We start from the raw sequence: 17,265 nt of genomic DNA, 5'->3' as shown, positions 1-17,265 counted from the left end.
TGACATGGTCGCTGTTCCTGCCTGGGTGTGGCGCTTCGGTGTGTTTGTGCGGGCGCTGATCGTCACCGCCGCGTTCGGACTCGTCACGGGACTGCTCGCGTACTTCGGCTCGAACCTGTGGATCGCGGGCGTCGCGGCGTTCGTCAGCATCATGGTGATCTACACACCGTTCCTGGCGCGCCGGATGGTCAAGTTGTGGCCCGGTGCAAAGGACCTGAGCGGCGACGACCGGGTCACCGTCGTGACGGCGGCGCGCACGGGTGCGGACATCGGCGATTCACGGCTGGCGCCCGCTGTCATCGAATACAGCGACGGTCTCAAAGCCGCAGCCGACCGCCGGCTGTGGCGGTGGTTCCTCGCACTGCTGGGGAGTGCGGCTCTTGTCGTCGCGATTCTCGACACCCTCTTCTCTCCTGTCGGCGAGTACGTGGTGTCGTGGCTGTACTTCGCCTACTTCCCGATCGAGGCGTGGTGGTGGCCGCGCAGACAGTCGCAGCTGGTCGCCAACGCGGAAGAGGCGTCGGAGGCGGCGCGCCAACTCGTCCGCCGAGCAGACGCAGAATCGCACGAATCAGAGTGATTTTGTGCGCTTCTGCGTCTGCTCGCGCAACTCCAGGCCGTCAAAATCCGCCTCACCATCGTTAAGAGAGCGTCAACCTTTGTTCCGCGACACAAACGCGGATGCCAGTGTGGAGCTGTGACATTGCGAGAGCTGCTCCCGTCCCTGCGATCGTCGTCGAACCTGGGCGCGCGATCAGCGCTCATGCCGGCGTCACGCTCTACCGCGTGCTCACGGTGAAGTCACAACCGGGGTCACGCACGTTCGTCGCGGTGGACGGCGGGATGAGCGACAATCCCCGGGTGGCGTTGTATGGTGCGAAATACACAGTGGCCCTGGCTAACCGGCATCCGGTGACACCGACACGATCGATGACTGTGGTGGGGCGGCACTGTGAATCGGGCGACGAGATTGCCCGCGATGTCGAGCTGCCGGTGATCTGCTCGCCGTCGCCCACACCGGTCCGGCCACCGGCCGCAGGAGCGGATTGAACACAGCGATCGCGGCAGTGCGTCAGTTGGCGCCCCGATCAAAACACCACGGCCGACGACGGACGACGTCCTCGCCGATCTGTCAGCCTGCGGCGTAACGCGCGCGGGCGCGGCGCACCGCGTCATCGCGAACCTGTTGGGCGACCTGGGCGAGCTTTCGGTGCTCGGTCTGGCTGATCACGCGTAGCTTGTCGAACGCCTCCTCCGAGCTGCAGCCGGTGCGACTCATCACGATTCCGATCGCGTGATCGATGATCTGGCGGCTGGTCAAGGCCGATTCAAGCTGCGCGGCCAGCCGCCGTGCGGTGTCCAATTCTTTCGCCGCTTGCACCGCGACGGCGGCCGGGACGGCGAACAACTCGCCGAGCTCGATTGCGCGCTCGTCGAAGGCGTCCTTCGCGTAGGCGTAGATGTTCAACGCCCCCAGGACAGCCGGATCCGAGCCCAACAGCGGGAGCGACACCACACTGTGCACGCCCAGCCGGCCCACCCGCGGACCGAACCGAGGCCAAAGTTTTTCTCCTCCGAGCGACCCCGAGCTGACCGTGTGTCCCTGCGTAGCCACGGTGATACACGGGCCCTCACCGATGCGATATTGGATTGCGTCGACTTGGCGCACGAACTCCGCGCTGGCGACCACCGTGGCGGGGCAATCCCCGTACAGCAGCGTCAGTCCCGCCCCGTCCGCAGCTCGAATCGCCCTTGCGGCGAATTCGGCGACATGAGTGAGCATTGCCGCTAGACCGTGGTGATCCAGCGCAAGCCGGGACAATCCGGCCAGGCCTTCACGCAGATCGGTGTCTTCCTCCGCTGCCTGGCGCCGCGCGGCTGCATCCAGAACCGGTATGGCGGGAGGTTCGGGTGAGCTCATCGTGACTCCTTTCCTCAGTCCTCCCGTCGGGCACGTACAGGCCGCCTGTCGGCAGTTACGACACGGGTCGCGCCCGGTGCGTCTGGCCTGCGAGTACCCCGAATCGTGTGCCTCAACCACACCCGGTGAACTTGCTACCGCCCATGTCAGGCGGGTCGCAGGATCGGCCCTAGCGCGTCGAGCACATTGGGATCCTCGATCGTCGACGGCACGGGTTCTTCTCTGCCATGGGCGATCCCGCGCATGGTCTTTCGGAGTACCTTGCCCGAGCGCGTTTTCGGTAGTGCCGGAACCACGTCGACCTGCCGGAAACAGGCGACCGCACCGATTTCGTCGCGCACGCTGGCCACAAGATCCTCGGCGAGGCCCTCGGGGGAGGCCCCTGCCTTAAGGACGACGAGTCCGCGCGGCACATGCCCCTTGATGTCGTCGGCGACACCGATCACCGCGCACTCCGCGACGCTGGGATGCGCTGCGAGTACCGCCTCGATTGCGCCCGTTGACAACCGGTGGCCGGCCACGTTGATGACGTCATCGGTGCGGCCCATCACGAACAGGTATCCGTCGTCGTCGAAGTATCCGCCGTCGCCGGTGAGATAGTAGCCGGGATGTTCATCGAGATAGGCCGCGACATAACGGTTGTCGTCGTTCCACAGCGTCGGCAGCGTTCCAGGCGGCAGCGGCAGCCGTAAGCAGATCGCGCCTTCTTCCCCGGGGTCGCAACAGCTCCCATCAGGCCGTAGGACAGCCACGTCGTAGCCTGGCATTGGCACGCTCGGAGAGCCCGCCTTGATCGAAAGCGCTTCGGCGCCCATCGGATTCGCGACGATCGCCCATCCCGTCTCGGTCTGCCACCAGTGGTCGATCACCGGAATGCCGAGCTTGTCCGATGCCCAGGCGTAGGTGTCGGGATCCAGCCGTTCTCCAGCCTGGAACAGGTACTGCAAACAGGTTGTGTCGTGCTCCGCGAGGTGGCCGGCGTCGGGGTCTTCCTTGCGGATCGCCCGAAGCGCGGTCGGCGCGGTGAACAGTGCCTTCACCCGGTGCTCGGCCACGACGCGCCAAAACGCGCCCGGGTCGGGGGTGCCCACCGGCTTGCCCTCGTAGAGCACAGTCGTCGCACCGGCCATCAGCGGTGCGTACACGATGTAGGAATGCCCGACGACCCAACCGATGTCGGAGGCAGCCCAGAACACGTCCCCCGGTGCGATGTCGTAGATGTTCCGCATAGTCCAGACGAGAGCAACCGCGTGGCCGCCGTTGTCGCGCACAATGCCTTTCGGCTTGCCCGTCGTGCCGGAGGTGTACAGGACGTACAGCGGGTCGGTGGCCGCGACCGGCACCGCGTCGGCGGGATCGGCAGCGTCGATCGCGTCCTGCCAGTCCACGTCGCGATCGGGATCGAGCGGGCAGGGGTGCTGCCCGCGCTGCACGATCACGCAGTGGCGCGGCGGATGCTTGCAGGCCTTGATCGCGGCGTCGAGCATCGGCTTGTACTCGACTGTCCGGGATGGCTCGATTCCGCAGGACGCGGACACGACGACGACCGGCTGGGCATCGTCGATCCGCACGGCGAGCTCGTTCGCGGCGAAGCCACCGAATACCACGGAATGGACGGCACCAAGCCGGGCGCAGGCGAGCATCGCGATGACCGCCTCGGGGATCATCGGCATGTAGATCACCACGCGATCGCCCTTGCCCACGCCCAGGCTGCGCAGCGCGCCCGCGAATCGTGCTGTGGCATCGAGCAACTCGGCGTAGCTGTAGCTTCGTTGCGTGCCGGTGACGGGAGAGTCGTAAATCAGCGCCGGCTGGTCACCTCGGCCGGCGGCGACGTGGCGGTCGAGCGCGTTCGAGCAGGTGTTCAGCTCGCCGTCGGGAAACCATCGGTAGAACGGGGGATTGCTGTCGTCGAGGATCGTGCGCGGCGCGCGGGTCCATGACACGTCGCGCGCGGCGTTCGCCCAAAACGTCGTCGGATCATCGATGCTCGCAGTGAAGAGCTCTTGATAGCCGCCCATACCGGCACCGTACAACCCGAGTGGTGTCGCGCACCGGTGAAATCTCAAGTCGCAGCGCAGTGAATAAGACGGGGCGGTGAGTGGTTCATTACTACGGACGACGATCAACCTGGAGGTTCGCTGCCATGACTGCCTTGCGACTCGACTTACGAGATTTGACCGTGCCGGTGCTTGGCGCACCGATGGCAGGCGGACCGTCGACACCGGAACTGGCGGCTGCGGTGACGAGCGTCGATGCAGCGCGCCGATTGACCTCGGGTCCCCTTGGCGTGAATCTGTTTGTGCCCCAACCGAGTACCGACGCGTCAGCGGAATTCGCGGCATATGCCGCGGCGCTGGAACCTGACGCGAAGCGGTAGGGTGTTCAGGTCGGTGAGCCGCGGTATACCGACGACGGCTGGCGGGCGAAGTTGCAGGTGGTATTCGACATTCGCCCAGAGGTGGTGTCGTTTACGTTCGGCCTTCCACCCGCCGACGTGTGCACGCACCTGCGCGACGTCGGCGTCACAACCGTCGGCACCGTCACGACCGAGCAGGAAGCGAAGATGGCAGTGGCCCACGGGGTGAACGCACTCGTCGTGCAAGGTCCCCTGGCCGGGGGGCACCGCGGCACGTTCGACGCGACGGCGCACCCGCCAAGCGAGTCGTTGCAGGAGCTGTTGGCTGCGATCGTCGCAAACGTCGACGTTCCGGTGGTGGCCGCGGGTGGCCTGGCCACGGCTGCCGATGTCGCCGGGGTCGTGGCAGCCGGCGCCGTCGCCGCACAGCTCGGTACCGTGTTCCTCCTCGCCGACGAAGCGGGTACCAATCCCGTGTATCGCACCGCGCTGCGAGATGGTGAATTCACCGAAACTGTTGTCACTAAAGCTTTTACCGGACGGTACGCGCGTGCATTGCGTAACCGTTTCGTCAACGAACACGACGCCGAAGCGCCATTCGGGTTTCCCGAACTGGCACTGATGACGGGTCCGCTGCTGAAGGCGGCGGAAAAGGCCGGCGACCCCCATGGCATGAGCATGTGGGCGGGCAGTGCGTTCCAGCAGGCGAAGGCCGGTTCGGTCGCCGAGATCATGGAGGGACTATTCCAATGAGCCATCCCCAACATTCGCAGAAGGTCGCTCTCATCACGGGCGCTGCGATTCATCCGTTGCGCCGGATGGGCGAGATTGATGACGTCGTGGAAGCGATTGCCTACCTTGAGAATGCGTCGTTTGTCACGGGGGAGATCCTGCAGGTGGACGGCGGCCAGAGCGCAGGACACTAAGGGGCTCGTGGCCACGCCTGCCGGTCGGCGGCATGCGACGAAGATCACATGAACGCGGCAACGGCCCTTCCGCGTAACCGTAGTGGGGGCCAGCGTGATTGGGACCAGCGAAAAGGCGGGTGATTGAGCATGCGAGCCCGAAGTCCTTACAGCGCAGCGTAAGTCGATGGTCAGCACATTGATAGGTCGAGCCGGGAATATATTTAGCACTACTAACGTCATAGGATCTGGACGCAGCGCCGCGCCACTAATTCGTTTAATCGATTGTTCAGGAACGACGATGTCAATCCAAGAATCTCAACAGCGCCTCGCGCGTCGCATTGCCGATTTGTACGCCACTGACCAGCAGTTTGCCGCGGCCCGGCCCAGCGACGCGATCACCTCGGCTATCGACCAGCCGGGGATGCGACTCCCCCAGATAGTGCAGACCGTCATGGACGGCTATGCGGACCGGCCCGCCCTCGGGCAGCGTGCCACGCGTCTTGCCGATGATCCGCACACCGGCCGCACCACGCTGGAACTGCTCCCTCGGTTCGACACGGTCAGCTACCGGGAACTGTGGGCACGGGCCGGCGCGGTCGCGGCGGCATTCTCCTCGGATCCGACGCCTGCGGTACGGGCCGGTGATCGCGTCGGTGTGCTGGGCTTCACGAGCGTCGACTACACCGTGGTCGACCTGGCACTGATCCGGCTGGGTGCGGTGGCGGTGCCGTTGCAGACCAGTGCGCCCATCGCGCAACTGCGGCCCATCGTTGCCGAGACCGAACCCGCTGTGCTCGCCGCGAGCATCGACAGCCTTGCCGACGCCGTCGACCTTGTCTTGACGGCACATCAGCCCGCGCGGCTAGTCGTCTTCGACTACCACTCAGAAGTGGACGACCACTGGGATGCGTTCGAAGCTGCCCGCGCGCAGTTGGCACAAGCGGACAACCCAGTGATCGTCGAGACGCTCGCCGACGTGCTCGACCGCGGCAATGCGCTGCCCGGCGTGCCGATGCCCGCCCCCGACGACGACGACCCGCTGAGACTGCTCATCTACACCTCCGGGAGCACCGGCACACCCAAGGGCGCGATGTACCCCGAGCGCCTGATCACCAAGCAGTGGCACGCGTCAGGCCGAGGAGCCTGGGGCATGGCGAGCCTCGAGCCGTCGATCACGTTGTCCTTCTTGCCGATGAGCCACGTGATGGGGCGAGGAGTTCTGTACTCGACTCTCGCCGCAGGCGGCACCGCGTACTTCGCGGCCAAGAGCGACCTCTCGACACTGCTGGAAGACCTCGCACTGGTCCGGCCAACGCATTTGAGCTTTGTGCCACGGATCTGGGACATGTTGTTCCAGGAGTTCCACAGTGAGGTGGACCGGCGCACATCCGACGGCCACGATCGCGCGGCGGTCGAAGCCGAGGTCATCGCCGACCAGCGTCAGCGCCTTCTTGGCGGGCGCTTCGTTTCGGCCATGACCGGCTCCGCGCCGATCTCGGACGAGACGAAGGCCTTCGTCGAGTCCTACCTCGACCTTCATCTGCTGGAAGGGTACGGCTCCACTGAGGCCGGGGCCGTCTTCGTCGACGGTCAGGTGCGCCGCCCACCTGTCATCGACTACAAGCTGCTCGACGTCCCCGATCTGGGCTACTTTCACACAGACCGGCCCTATCCCCGAGGCGAGCTCGTCGTCTTGTCGGACAGCTTGTTCCCGGGCTATTACAAGCGCCCCGACGTCACCGCCGAGGTGTTCGACGACAACGGCTACTACCGAACCGGAGACATCGTCGCCGAGATCGGTCCGGACCAGCTCAGGTATCTCGATCGCCGTAACAACGTGCTGAAGCTCTCGCAGGGCGAGTTCGTCACCGTCTCGAAGCTAGAGGCGGTGTTCGACGGTAGCCCGCTCGTCCGGCAGATCTATGTCTACGGCAACAGTGCACGCGCCTACCTGTTGGCGGTCGTCGTGCCCACCGAGGATGCGTTGTCGCGCGTCGGCGCCGATGTGGAAGCGCTGAAGCCGCTCATCGGCGATGCGCTGCAGAACGTGGCCAAGGAGGCGGGACTGCAATCCTATGAGATCCCGCGCGACTTCATCGTCGAGACAACGCCATTCACGCTCGAGAACGGTCTGCTGACCGGTATCCGCAAGCTGGCCCGACCGAAGCTGAAGGAACACTACGGCCCGGTTCTGGAGCAGCTGTATGCCGAATTGGCCGAAGGGCAGCTCGACGAGTTGCGCGCATTGCGCCAGACCGACGCTGATCGACCCGTCCTGGAGACCGTGAGCCGGGCCGCGGCGGCACTGCTGGGGGCAGCGACCGGCGATCTGCGTCCCGATGCGCAATTCACCGACCTCGGCGGAGATTCCTTGTCCGCGTTGACATTCACCAACCTCTTGCACGAGATCTTCGACATCGACGTGCCGGTGGGCGTCGTCGTCAGTCCGGCAACCGATCTGCAAGCCATCGCGGATTACATCGAGGCGGAACAGTCAGGCGGGGCCAAACGGCCCACCTTCGCGGCCGTACACGGCCGTGATGCGGCGCAGGTGCACGCCAGTGACCTCACGTTGGACAAGTTCATTGACGCAAAGACGTTGGTGGGCACCGGGAATCTGCCAGGCCCGAGCGCCGAGGTCCGGACTGTGCTGTTGACCGGCGCCACCGGCTTCCTGGGCCGCTACCTGGCGCTGGAATGGCTGGAGCGGCTGGACCTCGTCGACGGCAAGCTGATCTGCCTGGTCCGCGCGAAGGACGACGCCGCAGCTCGTGAACGGCTCGACAAGATCTTCGACAGCGGCGACCCGGAGTTGTTCCGGCATTACCGAGAATTGGCCGCCGAGCATCTGGAGGTCGTCGCCGGCGACAAGGGAGAGGCGAATCTCGGTCTGGATCAGACGACTTGGCAACGACTGGCCGACACTGTCGATCTGATCGTCGACCCGGCAGCGCTTGTCAATCACGTCCTGCCGTACGACCAGCTGTTCGGCCCCAACGCGGTCGGCACCGCCGAGCTGATCCGGATTGCGCTGACCACGAGGCTGAAGCCCTTCGTCTACGTGTCGACCATCGGCGTGGGCGATCAGATCTCCCCGGCTTCGTTCACCGAGGACGCCGACATCCGAGACATCAGCCCCACTCGCGCGATCAACGACAACTACGCCAACGGGTACGGGAACAGCAAGTGGGCAGGCGAAGTCCTGCTTCGGGAGGCCCACGATCTGTGCGGCCTGCCGGTATCGGTATTCCGCTGCGACATGATCCTGGCCGAGACCAGGTATGCGGGTCAGCTCAACCTTCCCGACATGTTCACCCGATTGATGCTGAGTCTGGCCGCCACCGGCATCGCGCCTGGCTCGTTCAATGAGCTTGATGCGCAAGGTAACCGGCAACGCGCTCACTATGACGGGCTACCCGTCGACTTCATCGCCGAGGCGATATCGACACTGGGCGCCAGCGTGGTCGACGGATTCGAGACATACCACGTGATGAACCCGTACGACGACGGCATCGGGCTCGACGAGTACGTCGACTGGCTGATCGACGCCGGCTACTCCATCAACCGCATTCCCGACTACGCGACGTGGTTGCAGCGGTTCGAGACGGGCATGCGGTCCCTGTCGGATCGTCAGCGCCAGTACTCGTTGTTACCGCTGCTGCACAACTACCAGCGGCCCGGGAAGCCGATCAACGGGTCGATGGCGCCGACCGACCGGTTCCGGTCCGCGGTGCAGGACGCGAAAATCAGCCCGGACAAAGACATCCCGCATGTCTCGGCCGCGGTCATCGTCAAATACATCACCGATCTGCAGCTGCTGGGCCTGCTGTAGGGGCTCGCGGTCACTGCTCGAAGCGGTAGCCCATCCCGGCCTCGGTGAGCAGGTGTTTGGGATGCGACGGGTCATCCTCGAGCTTGCGTCGCAACTGTGCGAGATAGACCCGTAGGTAGTGGGTCTCCTTGGCGTAGGTGGGTCCCCACACTTCCTTGAGCAGTTCCTCGCGTCCGACGAGTTTGCCCCGGTTGCGAACCAGCATGTCCAGCATTCCCCACTCGGTAGGCGTGAGGTGGACTTCTGCGCCGTTCTTGGTGACCTTTTTCGCTGCGAGATCGACTGTGAACGAGTCTGTTTCGATTACCGGTTCGTCGGTCTCTGCCGCCGCGGCGCCGCGCCGAACGGCAGCGCGCAGGCGTGCGAGGAGTTCGTCCATCCCGAACGGCTTGGTCACATAGTCGTCAGCGCCGCTGTCGAGTGCCTCGACCTTGTCGCTGGAGTCGGTGCGTGCGGACAGCACGATCACCGGCGCCGAGAGCCAGCCGCGCAGGCCGTGCAGCACCTCGATGCCGGACATATCGGGCAGCCCGAGGTCGAGCACGATCACGTCGGGCCGATGGTCGGCCGCGGCGCGCAGTGCACCCGCGCCCGTCGACGCGGTGGTCACCTCGTACCCGCGCACCGACAGGTTGATCCGCAACGCCCGCAGGATCTGCGGCTCGTCGTCGATCACCAGGACCCTTGTCATTGCGGTGTCGCAGCAGCGAGGTCGATCTCGAGGGTCAGCCCGCCGCCGGGGGTGTCGGTGGCCTCGATTGTTCCGCCCATGGCCTCGACGAAGCCGCGCGCAACTGAGAGGCCCAGACCGACCCCGGTGGCGTTGTCGCGGTCGCCGAGCCGCTGGAACGGGTCGAACAGCTGCTCCTCAGTGCCACGCGCGATGCCGGGGCCCTCGTCGACGACCGTGGTCAGCACTCGATCGCCGACTTTGCATGCGTTGACGCGCACGACGCTGTCGGGCGCGTAGCGCAGCGCGTTGTCGATCAGATTGGCCAGCACGCGCTCCAGGAGCCCGCTGTCGGCCATCACGACTGCGTCGCCCACGTCCACCTTCACCCTGTCCACGCTGCCCCGGCCAAACCCGGTGGCGCCCTTGCTGATACCTACCAGCGCACGCTGCACCACTTCCTCCAGGTACGCCCGCCGCAGCTCGGGCCGCACCACCCCGGCGGCGAGTCGGGAAGAATCGAGAAGGTTGTCCACCAACGCCGTCAGCTGGTCGATCGACTCCTCGATCGTGGCCAGCAGCTCGGCGGTGTCCTCGGGTGAGAAGCCCACATCGTCGGCGCGCAGACTCGACACCGCGGCTTTCGCCGCGGCCAGCGGAGTACGCAGGTCGTGGCTGACGGCCGACAGCAGGGACCTGCGCAGCTCGTCGGCGTGTGATATCGCTGACGCCTGGCCAGCCTCCTCGGCGAGGTCACGCTGCTTGACGAGCCCGGCCGCCTGCTTGGCCACCGCGGTGAGCACGCGAAGGTCGCGCGCTTCAACCTTGCGGCCGGTCATCAGCATCCAGAACTCGTCACCGGAGCCGCCCAGCCGGCGACCTTGATCGGGGTCCACCTCCACCGCGGTGTCGGCACTGTCGACATCGCCGCAGGGATCCGTGCCGACACTTGCGATGATCTCGCCCTCGTCGGAGTCGCTCGTGACGCGCAACAAGCTCACCGACCGCTGGGAATAGGTCTCGCGAACCCTTTCCAGGAGCGTGTCCAGGTCCGCGCCGCGTAGTACCGACCCCGAGAACAACGCCAGCAGTTCGGCCTCCTGCGACGCTCGTCGGGCCTCGCGGGTGCGCTTGGCGGCGCTGTCCACCAGGCCTGCCACCGCGACCGCGACAGCCAGCAGCACCAATTCGGTGACCGCCGCGTCGGGTTCGGCGATCGTGAACGTGTATCGGGGCTCAGTGAGGAAGTAGTTCAACAGCAGGCCCGACAACACTGCCGAAAGTGCCGCTGGCGCAACACCACCGAGTAGTGCCACCACGAGCACCCCGACGAAGAACAGTGCGCTCTCACCGCCGATGCCCATGAACCGGTCGAGGAGCATTACCGTTACCGCGCAGATCACGGACGGAACCACGACCGCAGCCAGCCACGACACGAGATGACGTTGCCGCGGAGTCGCTCGCGACCACGAAAATCCCTTGGCGGCTTCCCCGTGGGTGACCATGTGCACGTCGATTTTCTCGGACTGCTGCACCGTTCGTGCACCGATGCCTTCGTCGAGGGCGCGGGCCCACCGCGACCGCCGCGAGGTTCCGAGCACGAGCTGCGTCGCGTTCACTTCGCGCGCGAATTCGAGAAGCGCTGTGGGGACATCGTCGCCGACGACGGTGTGCACGGTGGCCCCGAGGCTCATGGCCAGCTCGCGAACCTTGCCCATCTGCGGCGCGGAGACACCGGAGAGACCGTCGCCGCGCACGATGTGGACGACCATCAGCTCGGCGCTCGACTTCGACGCAATGCGAAACGCCCTACGCACCAACGTCTCTGACTCGGGACCGCCGGTCACCGCGACCACAACGCGCTCACGTGCCTCCCACGGCTCGGTGATCTTGTGGTCCTCGCGGTACTTGGCCAGCGCTGCGTCGACCTGGTCGGCGAGCCACAGCAGAGCCAGTTCGCGCAGCGCGGTCAGGTTGCCGGGCCGGAAGTAATTGGACAGCGCCGCGTTGACCTTGTCGGCGGCGTAGACGTTGCCGTGGGACAACCTGCGGCGCAGGGCTTCTGGCGTGATGTCGACGAGCTCCACCTGAGAGGCGGCGCGGACCACCTCGTCGGGAACCTTCTCCTGCTGCTCGATGCCGGTGATCTGCGCGACGACGTCGTTGAGGCTTTCGAGATGCTGCACGTTGACCGTCGAGATCACGGTGATGCCGGCATCGAGAAGCTCTTCGACGTCCTGCCAGCGTTTGGCGTTCTTGCTGCCCGGCGTGTTGGTGTGAGCGAGCTCGTCGACCAGAACGACCTGAGGGTGGCGGCGCAACACCGCCTCGACATCGAGTTCGCCGAACTGGGTGCCGCGGTACTCGATGTAGCGCGGCGGGATGGTCTCGATGCCCTCGAGCAGCTCTGCCGTCTTCTTGCGTCCGTGAGTCTCGACGACCGCGGCGACGAGGTCGGTGCCGCGTTCCAGCCGACGATGAGCCTCGCCCAGCATCGCGTAGGTCTTACCGACACCAGGAGCAGCCCCGAGGTAGATGCGTAGCTCGCCGCGCTTGTGTCGCCCGAGGGGCTCGTCGGCAGTGCTCACCTACTCATCATCCACCGCGATTATCAGCTCTTGGCAGGGAACTTCTGGTCGAGTTCGACGTTGAGCGCCAGCACGTTGACACGCGGTTCACCCATGAATCCGAGTGTGCGGCCGCTCTCGTTGTCGCGTACCGCCTGGCGCACCTTGTCCTCGGTGACCCCGCGCGCCTTCGCGACGCGTGGGACCTGCAGTTCGGCGTACGCAACAGAGATGTCGGGGTCCAGGCCGCTGCCGCTGGCGGTGACGGCGTCGGCGGGCACGACCGGATTGGCGGGCGCGTTGCCGCGGATCGGAACGATCTGGCCCGTCTTGTATTCCTCGGCGTCGGCGAACTTGGCGCATTGCACCGGCTGGCCCTCGTAGATGGGTTGGAAGACGGCCGGTGTTTGTTCTGCTCCTCGCGTCCGCGGCGTCGTCTCGCACGGTTGGTTGACGCTGACCACTTTCCAGGGCTTTGTGACGTTGCCGCGGTTATCGCGAGGGCCCATCACCGACAACACCTGGCCCTTGCCGTCGGGCGTGCAGTACGGCCGCGCCCCGGCCTCTTTTCCGAGACCCTCGGTTTCGGCGACCGTCAGGCTGCGCGTGCAGACGGTCGTCAGCAGGCTGTCCTTTGACCCGTTGTCTTTCGGATCCGAGGCTGACGGATCGCCGAGCGTGTCGACGATGTCTTCGGGCCCGAGGTTGCTTGCGCTCGTTTTCAGCGGGTCGTAGCCGTCGCCGGCCGCTGACGGGCGGCTCTGGAAGTACTTGGGGATCGCCTTGTCGTCGGCGGTAAAGCTCTGGCCGATCAGGCTGCTGCCGACGGGCTTGCCGTTGGCCTCGATGATCGAACCGTTGGCGTTGTCACGCAGCCCGGGGATCTGTGCCACCAGCCAGATGAAAAGCGGGTAGGCGAAACCGGTGATCACTGTCAGCACCAGCAGCGCGCGAATGGCTGCCCAGTGCACGCGGATAAGGTTTGCAAGGTTCATGTCAGGACATCCCTGGGAGGAATTGGATTACGAGGTCGATCAGTTTGATTCCGATGAACGGGGCGATGATGCCGCCGAGTCCGTAGATATAGAGGTTGCGGCTCAACAGCTTTGACGCACTGCTTGGCGTGTAGCGCACGCCGCGCAGCGCCAGCGGGATCAGCATCACGATGATGATCGCGTTGAAGATCACCGCGGACAGGATCGCCGACTGCGGACTGTGCAGCCGCATGATGTTGAGCAGGTCCAGCCCCGGGAAAAGCGCCACGAACATGGCCGGGATGATCGCGAAGTACTTCGCGATGTCGTTGGCGATCGAGAACGTCGTCAGCGCCCCGCGGGTGATCAGCAACTGCTTGCCGATCTCCACGATCTCGATGAGCTTGGTCGGGTCGGAGTCGAGATCGACCATGTTGCCGGCCTCTTTGGCCGCCGACGTGCCCGTGTTCATCGCGACGCCGACGTCCGCTTGCGCGAGCGCGGGCGCGTCGTTGGTTCCGTCACCGGTCATCGCGACGAGCTTGCCGCCCTCCTGCTCACGCTTGATGAGCGCCATCTTGTCCTCGGGCGTGGCTTCGGCGAGGAAGTCGTCGACACCGGCCTCGTCGGCAATCGCCTTGGCGGTCAACGGGTTGTCGCCGGTGATCATCACGGTACGGATGCCCATCCGGCGCATCTCGTCGAACCGCTCGCGCATGCCCTGCTTGACGACGTCCTTGAGGTGGATGACGCCGAGCACGGATGCCTTGCCGTCCTTCACTTCCCCGACCACCAGCGGGGTTCCGCCTGCCGCCGAGATGCCGTCGACGATTCCGCCGAGTTCTGCCGGGATTACGCCGCCCTGGGCGCGCACCCATTCCGCGACGGAATTGGCCGCCCCCTTGCGCAGCTGATGATCGCCGAGGTCGACACCGGACATCCTCGTCGCAGCGGTGAATTCGACCCAATGCGCATTGGCGAGCTCACCGGGCGTGCGTGCCCGCAGCCCGTACTGGAGCTTGGCGAACACCACAATCGAACGGCCCTCAGGGGTTTCGTCCGCGAGGCTGGACAGCTGGGCTGCATCGGCCAGCGCCTCCGGCGAGATGCCGGGCAGCGGCAGGAAATCGGACGCCTGACGGTTGCCGAGCGTGATGGTGCCCGTCTTGTCCAACAGCAGCGTGTTCACGTCACCGGCGGCCTCGACCGCGCGTCCCGACATGGCCAGCACGTTGCGCTGCACCAGCCGGTCCATGCCGGCGATCCCGATCGCGGACAGCAAGGCGCCGATCGTGGTCGGGATGAGGCACACCAGCAGGGAGACCATGACGATGCCGGTGACGCCGTCGCCCGTCAGCGCCAGGCTGTCTGGCACGCCGGGGTTGTTCGCCTTCGAGAAGATCGCCAGCGGCTGAAGCGTGGCGACCGCGAATACGAAGATGATGGTCAGCGCGGCGAGCAGAATGTTCAGCGCGATCTCGTTGGGCGTCTTCTGCCGGTTGGCGCCCTCGACGAGCGCGATCATCCGGTCGATGAAGCTTTCGCCCGGCTTCTGCGTGATCTGCACGACGATGCGGTCCGACAGCACAGTCGTGCCGCCGGTCACCGCGGACCGGTCGCCTCCCGACTCGCGGATCACCGGCGCGGACTCGCCGGTGATGGCCGACTCGTCCACCGAGGCGATGCCTTCGACGACATCGCCGTCACCCGGAATGACCTGTCCCGCTTCGACGACGACGATGTCGCCCTGCGCAAGCAGTGGCGCAGCGACCTCCTCTTCAACTGCCTCGGCGTTCGGCCTCCATCCGACGAGACGCCGAGCCATTGTGGAAGTCTTTGTCTTGCGCAGGGTTTCGGCCTGCGCCTTACCGCGGCCCTCGGCCACGGCTTCCGCCAGATTGGCGAAAACCACTGTCAGCCAGAGCCATACGACGGTAATCCAGGCGAACCAGGACGGGCTGATGATCGCGAGTATTGTGCTCCACACCGCGCCGATCTCGACGATGAACATCACTGGATTGCGCCACAGGGTGCGGGGGTCGAGCTTGAGCAGCGCGCCCGGTGCGGACTTCAGCAGCATTTTGGGGTCCAGCAACCCGCCCTGCACCCGGCTCCTTCCCGGTGTGCCCGGGCTGGTGCCGGGATCGGCTGGCTGAGATGCCAAATCGACTGTGTCAGTAGCCATTCTCAGTGGATTCCTTCAGCGAGTGGACCGAGCGCGAGCATCGGCAGGAATGTCAGCGCGACGAGGATGAGGGTGACGGCGGCCACCATTCCGACAAATTGCGGCCGGTGCGTCGGCAGTGTTCCGATGGACTCGGGCGTGGTGCCCTGCTTGGCCAGCGAGCCTGCCAGCGCGAGCACGAGGACCATCGGCAGGAATCTGCCGAACACCATCGCCAATCCCAATGCGGTGTTGTACCAAACGGTGTTGACAGTTATCCCGGCGAACGCCGATCCATTGTTGTTGGCCGCCGACGTGAACGCGTACAACACTTCCGAGAGGCCGTGCGGGCCGCTGTTGAGCATCCCGGCGCGCTCTCCGGGCAACGCCATTGCAATGGCCGTGCCCAGCAGCACGAGCAGCGGAGTGACGAGGAAATAGCTTGCCGCAAGCTTGATTTCCCGCGGGTTGATCTTCTTACCGAGGTACTCGGGAGTGCGGCCAACCATCAGGCCGGCGACGAACACGGTGATGACCGCCAGGATCAGCATGCCGTACAGGCCGGATCCGGTGCCACCGGGGGCAACCTCACCGAGCTGCATGTTGAACATCGTGACCATGCCGCCCAGGCTCGTGTAGGAGTCGTGGAACGAGTCGACGGCACCGGTGGACGTCAGCGTGGTGGCATCGGCGAACACAGCGGAATCGGCCACGCCGAAGCGCTGGTCGACGCCCTCCATCGCGGAAGTCACGGAACCGGGCACTGTGCCGTGGTGCTGAAGCTGGAACCACATCATCAGCGACACGCTGATGATGGCGAGGCTGCCCATGACTGCGGCGATCGCGAGGCCCTGCTTGCGGCTGCCGACCATCCGGCCGAAGGTGCGGGGCAGAGAGAAGCTGATGACCAAAAGAAGGAAGATCTCAAACCAGTTCGTCCACGTTGTCGGGTTCTCGAACGGGTGGGCGGAGTTGACGTTGTAGAAGCCGCCGCCGTTGGTGCCGAGTTCCTTGATGGCCTCCTGGCTGGCCACCGGACCGCCCGTGATCGTCTGCGGTTGGCCGGCAAGGGTGTTGACGATCTGGTCGTGGAGATGGAAGTTCTGAATCGCCCCACCCGCGATGAGCACGATCGCGGCCACGATCGAGATCGGCAGAAGGATGCGGACGGTCCCGCGGACCAGATCGACCCAGAAGTTGCCCAGTTCACGGGTATGCCGGCGGGCGAACGCCCTCACGAGGGCGATCGCGACGGCCATCCCGACCGCTGCCGATACGAAGTTCTGCACCGCCAAGCCGGCCATCTGCACGAGATGGCCCTGCGTCGATTCCCCGGAATAGGCCTGCCAGTTCGTGTTCGTCACGAAGCTGATTGCGGTGTTCCACGCCAGGTCTGGGGTCATTGGCGTCTGCGGGTCGTTCAGGTGCAGCGGCAGTTTGCCCTGCACCAGTTGCAAGACGAACAGAAAAAGGATGCTGATCGCCGAGAAGGCGAGGACGCTGCGCGCGTAGGCGCCCCAGGTCTGTTCCGAGGACGGGTTGGCCCCGATCGCGCGGTAGATCCACCGCTCACCCCGGAGGTGCTTCTCCGACGTGTACACGCGGAACATGTAGTCGCCCAGGGGCACATGCACCGCCACCAGCGCAATGATCAAGAGTGCGAGGAAGAGGATCCCGGCGGTGGTGGTAGTCACTAGAACCTCTCCGGAAACAGCAATGCGACACCGAGGAACAGCGCAAGGACTACGGATAGGGCGAGGCCCACCGCGTTTTCTATGCTCATCGGTCCTCGACCAACTTCTGGATAAGGCCGAGCAGACCGAAGATGGCCACGGTCAGCAGCACGTAAATCAGGACAGACATGTTGGCT

The 17,265-nt window shown here is 65.2% G+C and carries 10 protein-coding genes and 3 pseudogenes; 5 read left to right on the top strand and 8 right to left on the bottom strand.

From position 1 onward, the window contains the following. The first annotated feature begins 4 nt into the window (after nt 1-4). Together QOH60_RS26220 and QOH60_RS26215 are read left to right on the top strand one after the other, a co-directional pair. Nucleotides 5-580, top strand: a complete 576-nt coding sequence (locus QOH60_RS26220) for a hypothetical protein (protein ID WP_526424809.1) — start codon at nt 5-7, stop codon at nt 578-580. A 143-nt stretch (nt 581-723) separates the two neighbouring features. Next, nucleotides 724-993: pseudogene (locus QOH60_RS26215) on the top strand (diaminopimelate decarboxylase); the annotation flags it as partial. A 139-nt stretch (nt 994-1,132) separates the two neighbouring features. Here QOH60_RS26215 and QOH60_RS26210 read toward each other — a convergent pair. After that, the gene (locus QOH60_RS26210) at nt 1,133-1,921 is read right to left on the bottom strand and encodes an ANTAR domain-containing protein (RefSeq protein ID WP_526424808.1); all 789 of its coding nucleotides are present in this window, start codon (nt 1,919-1,921) and stop codon (nt 1,133-1,135) included. A 146-nt stretch (nt 1,922-2,067) separates the two neighbouring features. After that, nucleotides 2,068-3,942 (bottom strand): acetate--CoA ligase, encoded by a 1,875-nt coding sequence (locus QOH60_RS26205; protein ID WP_526424807.1) that lies wholly within the window; start codon nt 3,940-3,942, stop codon nt 2,068-2,070. A gap of 125 nt (nt 3,943-4,067) precedes the next feature. Here QOH60_RS26205 and QOH60_RS26200 point away from each other — a divergent pair. The 3 genes and pseudogenes from QOH60_RS26200 to car all read left to right on the top strand — a co-directional run bounded on the left by QOH60_RS26200 (nt 4,068) and on the right by car (nt 9,020). Further along, nucleotides 4,068-5,033: pseudogene (locus QOH60_RS26200) on the top strand (nitronate monooxygenase). A gap of 41 nt (nt 5,034-5,074) precedes the next feature. Then, nucleotides 5,075-5,206 (top strand): annotated as a pseudogene (locus QOH60_RS26195) (SDR family oxidoreductase); the annotation flags it as partial. 280 nt (nt 5,207-5,486) lie between these two features. Beyond that, on the top strand, nt 5,487-9,020 hold the full coding sequence (gene car, locus QOH60_RS26190; protein ID WP_526424806.1) for a carboxylic acid reductase: 3,534 nt from the start codon (nt 5,487-5,489) through the stop codon (nt 9,018-9,020). A 10-nt stretch (nt 9,021-9,030) separates the two neighbouring features. On the opposite strand, the gene QOH60_RS26185 is transcribed toward car, so the two are convergent. The 6 genes from QOH60_RS26185 to QOH60_RS26160 are packed head-to-tail and all read right to left on the bottom strand — an operon-like array spanning nt 9,031 to nt 17,178. Continuing rightward, nucleotides 9,031-9,711 carry a response regulator transcription factor gene (locus QOH60_RS26185; protein ID WP_526424805.1) on the bottom strand — a complete coding sequence of 227 codons (681 nt, stop codon included), beginning with the start codon at nt 9,709-9,711 and terminating at the stop codon, nt 9,031-9,033. Beyond that, nucleotides 9,708-12,278: a DUF4118 domain-containing protein gene (locus tag QOH60_RS26180; protein ID WP_526424804.1), complete on the bottom strand. Its 2,571-nt coding sequence runs from the start codon at nt 12,276-12,278 to the stop codon at nt 9,708-9,710. The genes QOH60_RS26185 and QOH60_RS26180 overlap by 4 nt, the downstream gene beginning before the upstream one ends. Before the next feature lie 23 nt (nt 12,279-12,301). Further along, the gene (locus tag QOH60_RS26175; RefSeq protein WP_526424803.1) at nt 12,302-13,252 is read right to left on the bottom strand and encodes a potassium-transporting ATPase subunit C; all 951 of its coding nucleotides are present in this window, start codon (nt 13,250-13,252) and stop codon (nt 12,302-12,304) included. 1 nt (nt 13,253) lies between these two features. Beyond that, nucleotides 13,254-15,416, bottom strand: a complete 2,163-nt coding sequence (gene kdpB / locus QOH60_RS26170; RefSeq protein WP_526424802.1) for a potassium-transporting ATPase subunit KdpB — start codon at nt 15,414-15,416, stop codon at nt 13,254-13,256. Nucleotides 15,417-15,418: 2 nt separating this feature from the next. Continuing rightward, a complete protein-coding gene (gene kdpA, locus QOH60_RS26165; protein ID WP_526424801.1) occupies nt 15,419-17,089 on the bottom strand; it encodes a potassium-transporting ATPase subunit KdpA in 1,671 nt (556 codons plus the stop codon). Then, a complete protein-coding gene (locus QOH60_RS26160) occupies nt 17,089-17,178 on the bottom strand; it encodes a potassium-transporting ATPase subunit F (RefSeq protein ID WP_526424800.1) in 90 nt (29 codons plus the stop codon). The genes kdpA and QOH60_RS26160 overlap by 1 nt, the downstream gene beginning before the upstream one ends. Between the last annotated feature and the right edge of the window lie 87 nt (nt 17,179-17,265).

The organism is Mycobacterium sp. (assembly GCF_032159765.1).
Lineage (GTDB): Bacteria > Actinomycetota > Actinomycetes > Mycobacteriales > Mycobacteriaceae > Mycobacterium.
This window is presented reverse-complemented; position numbering and strand designations above follow the sequence as displayed.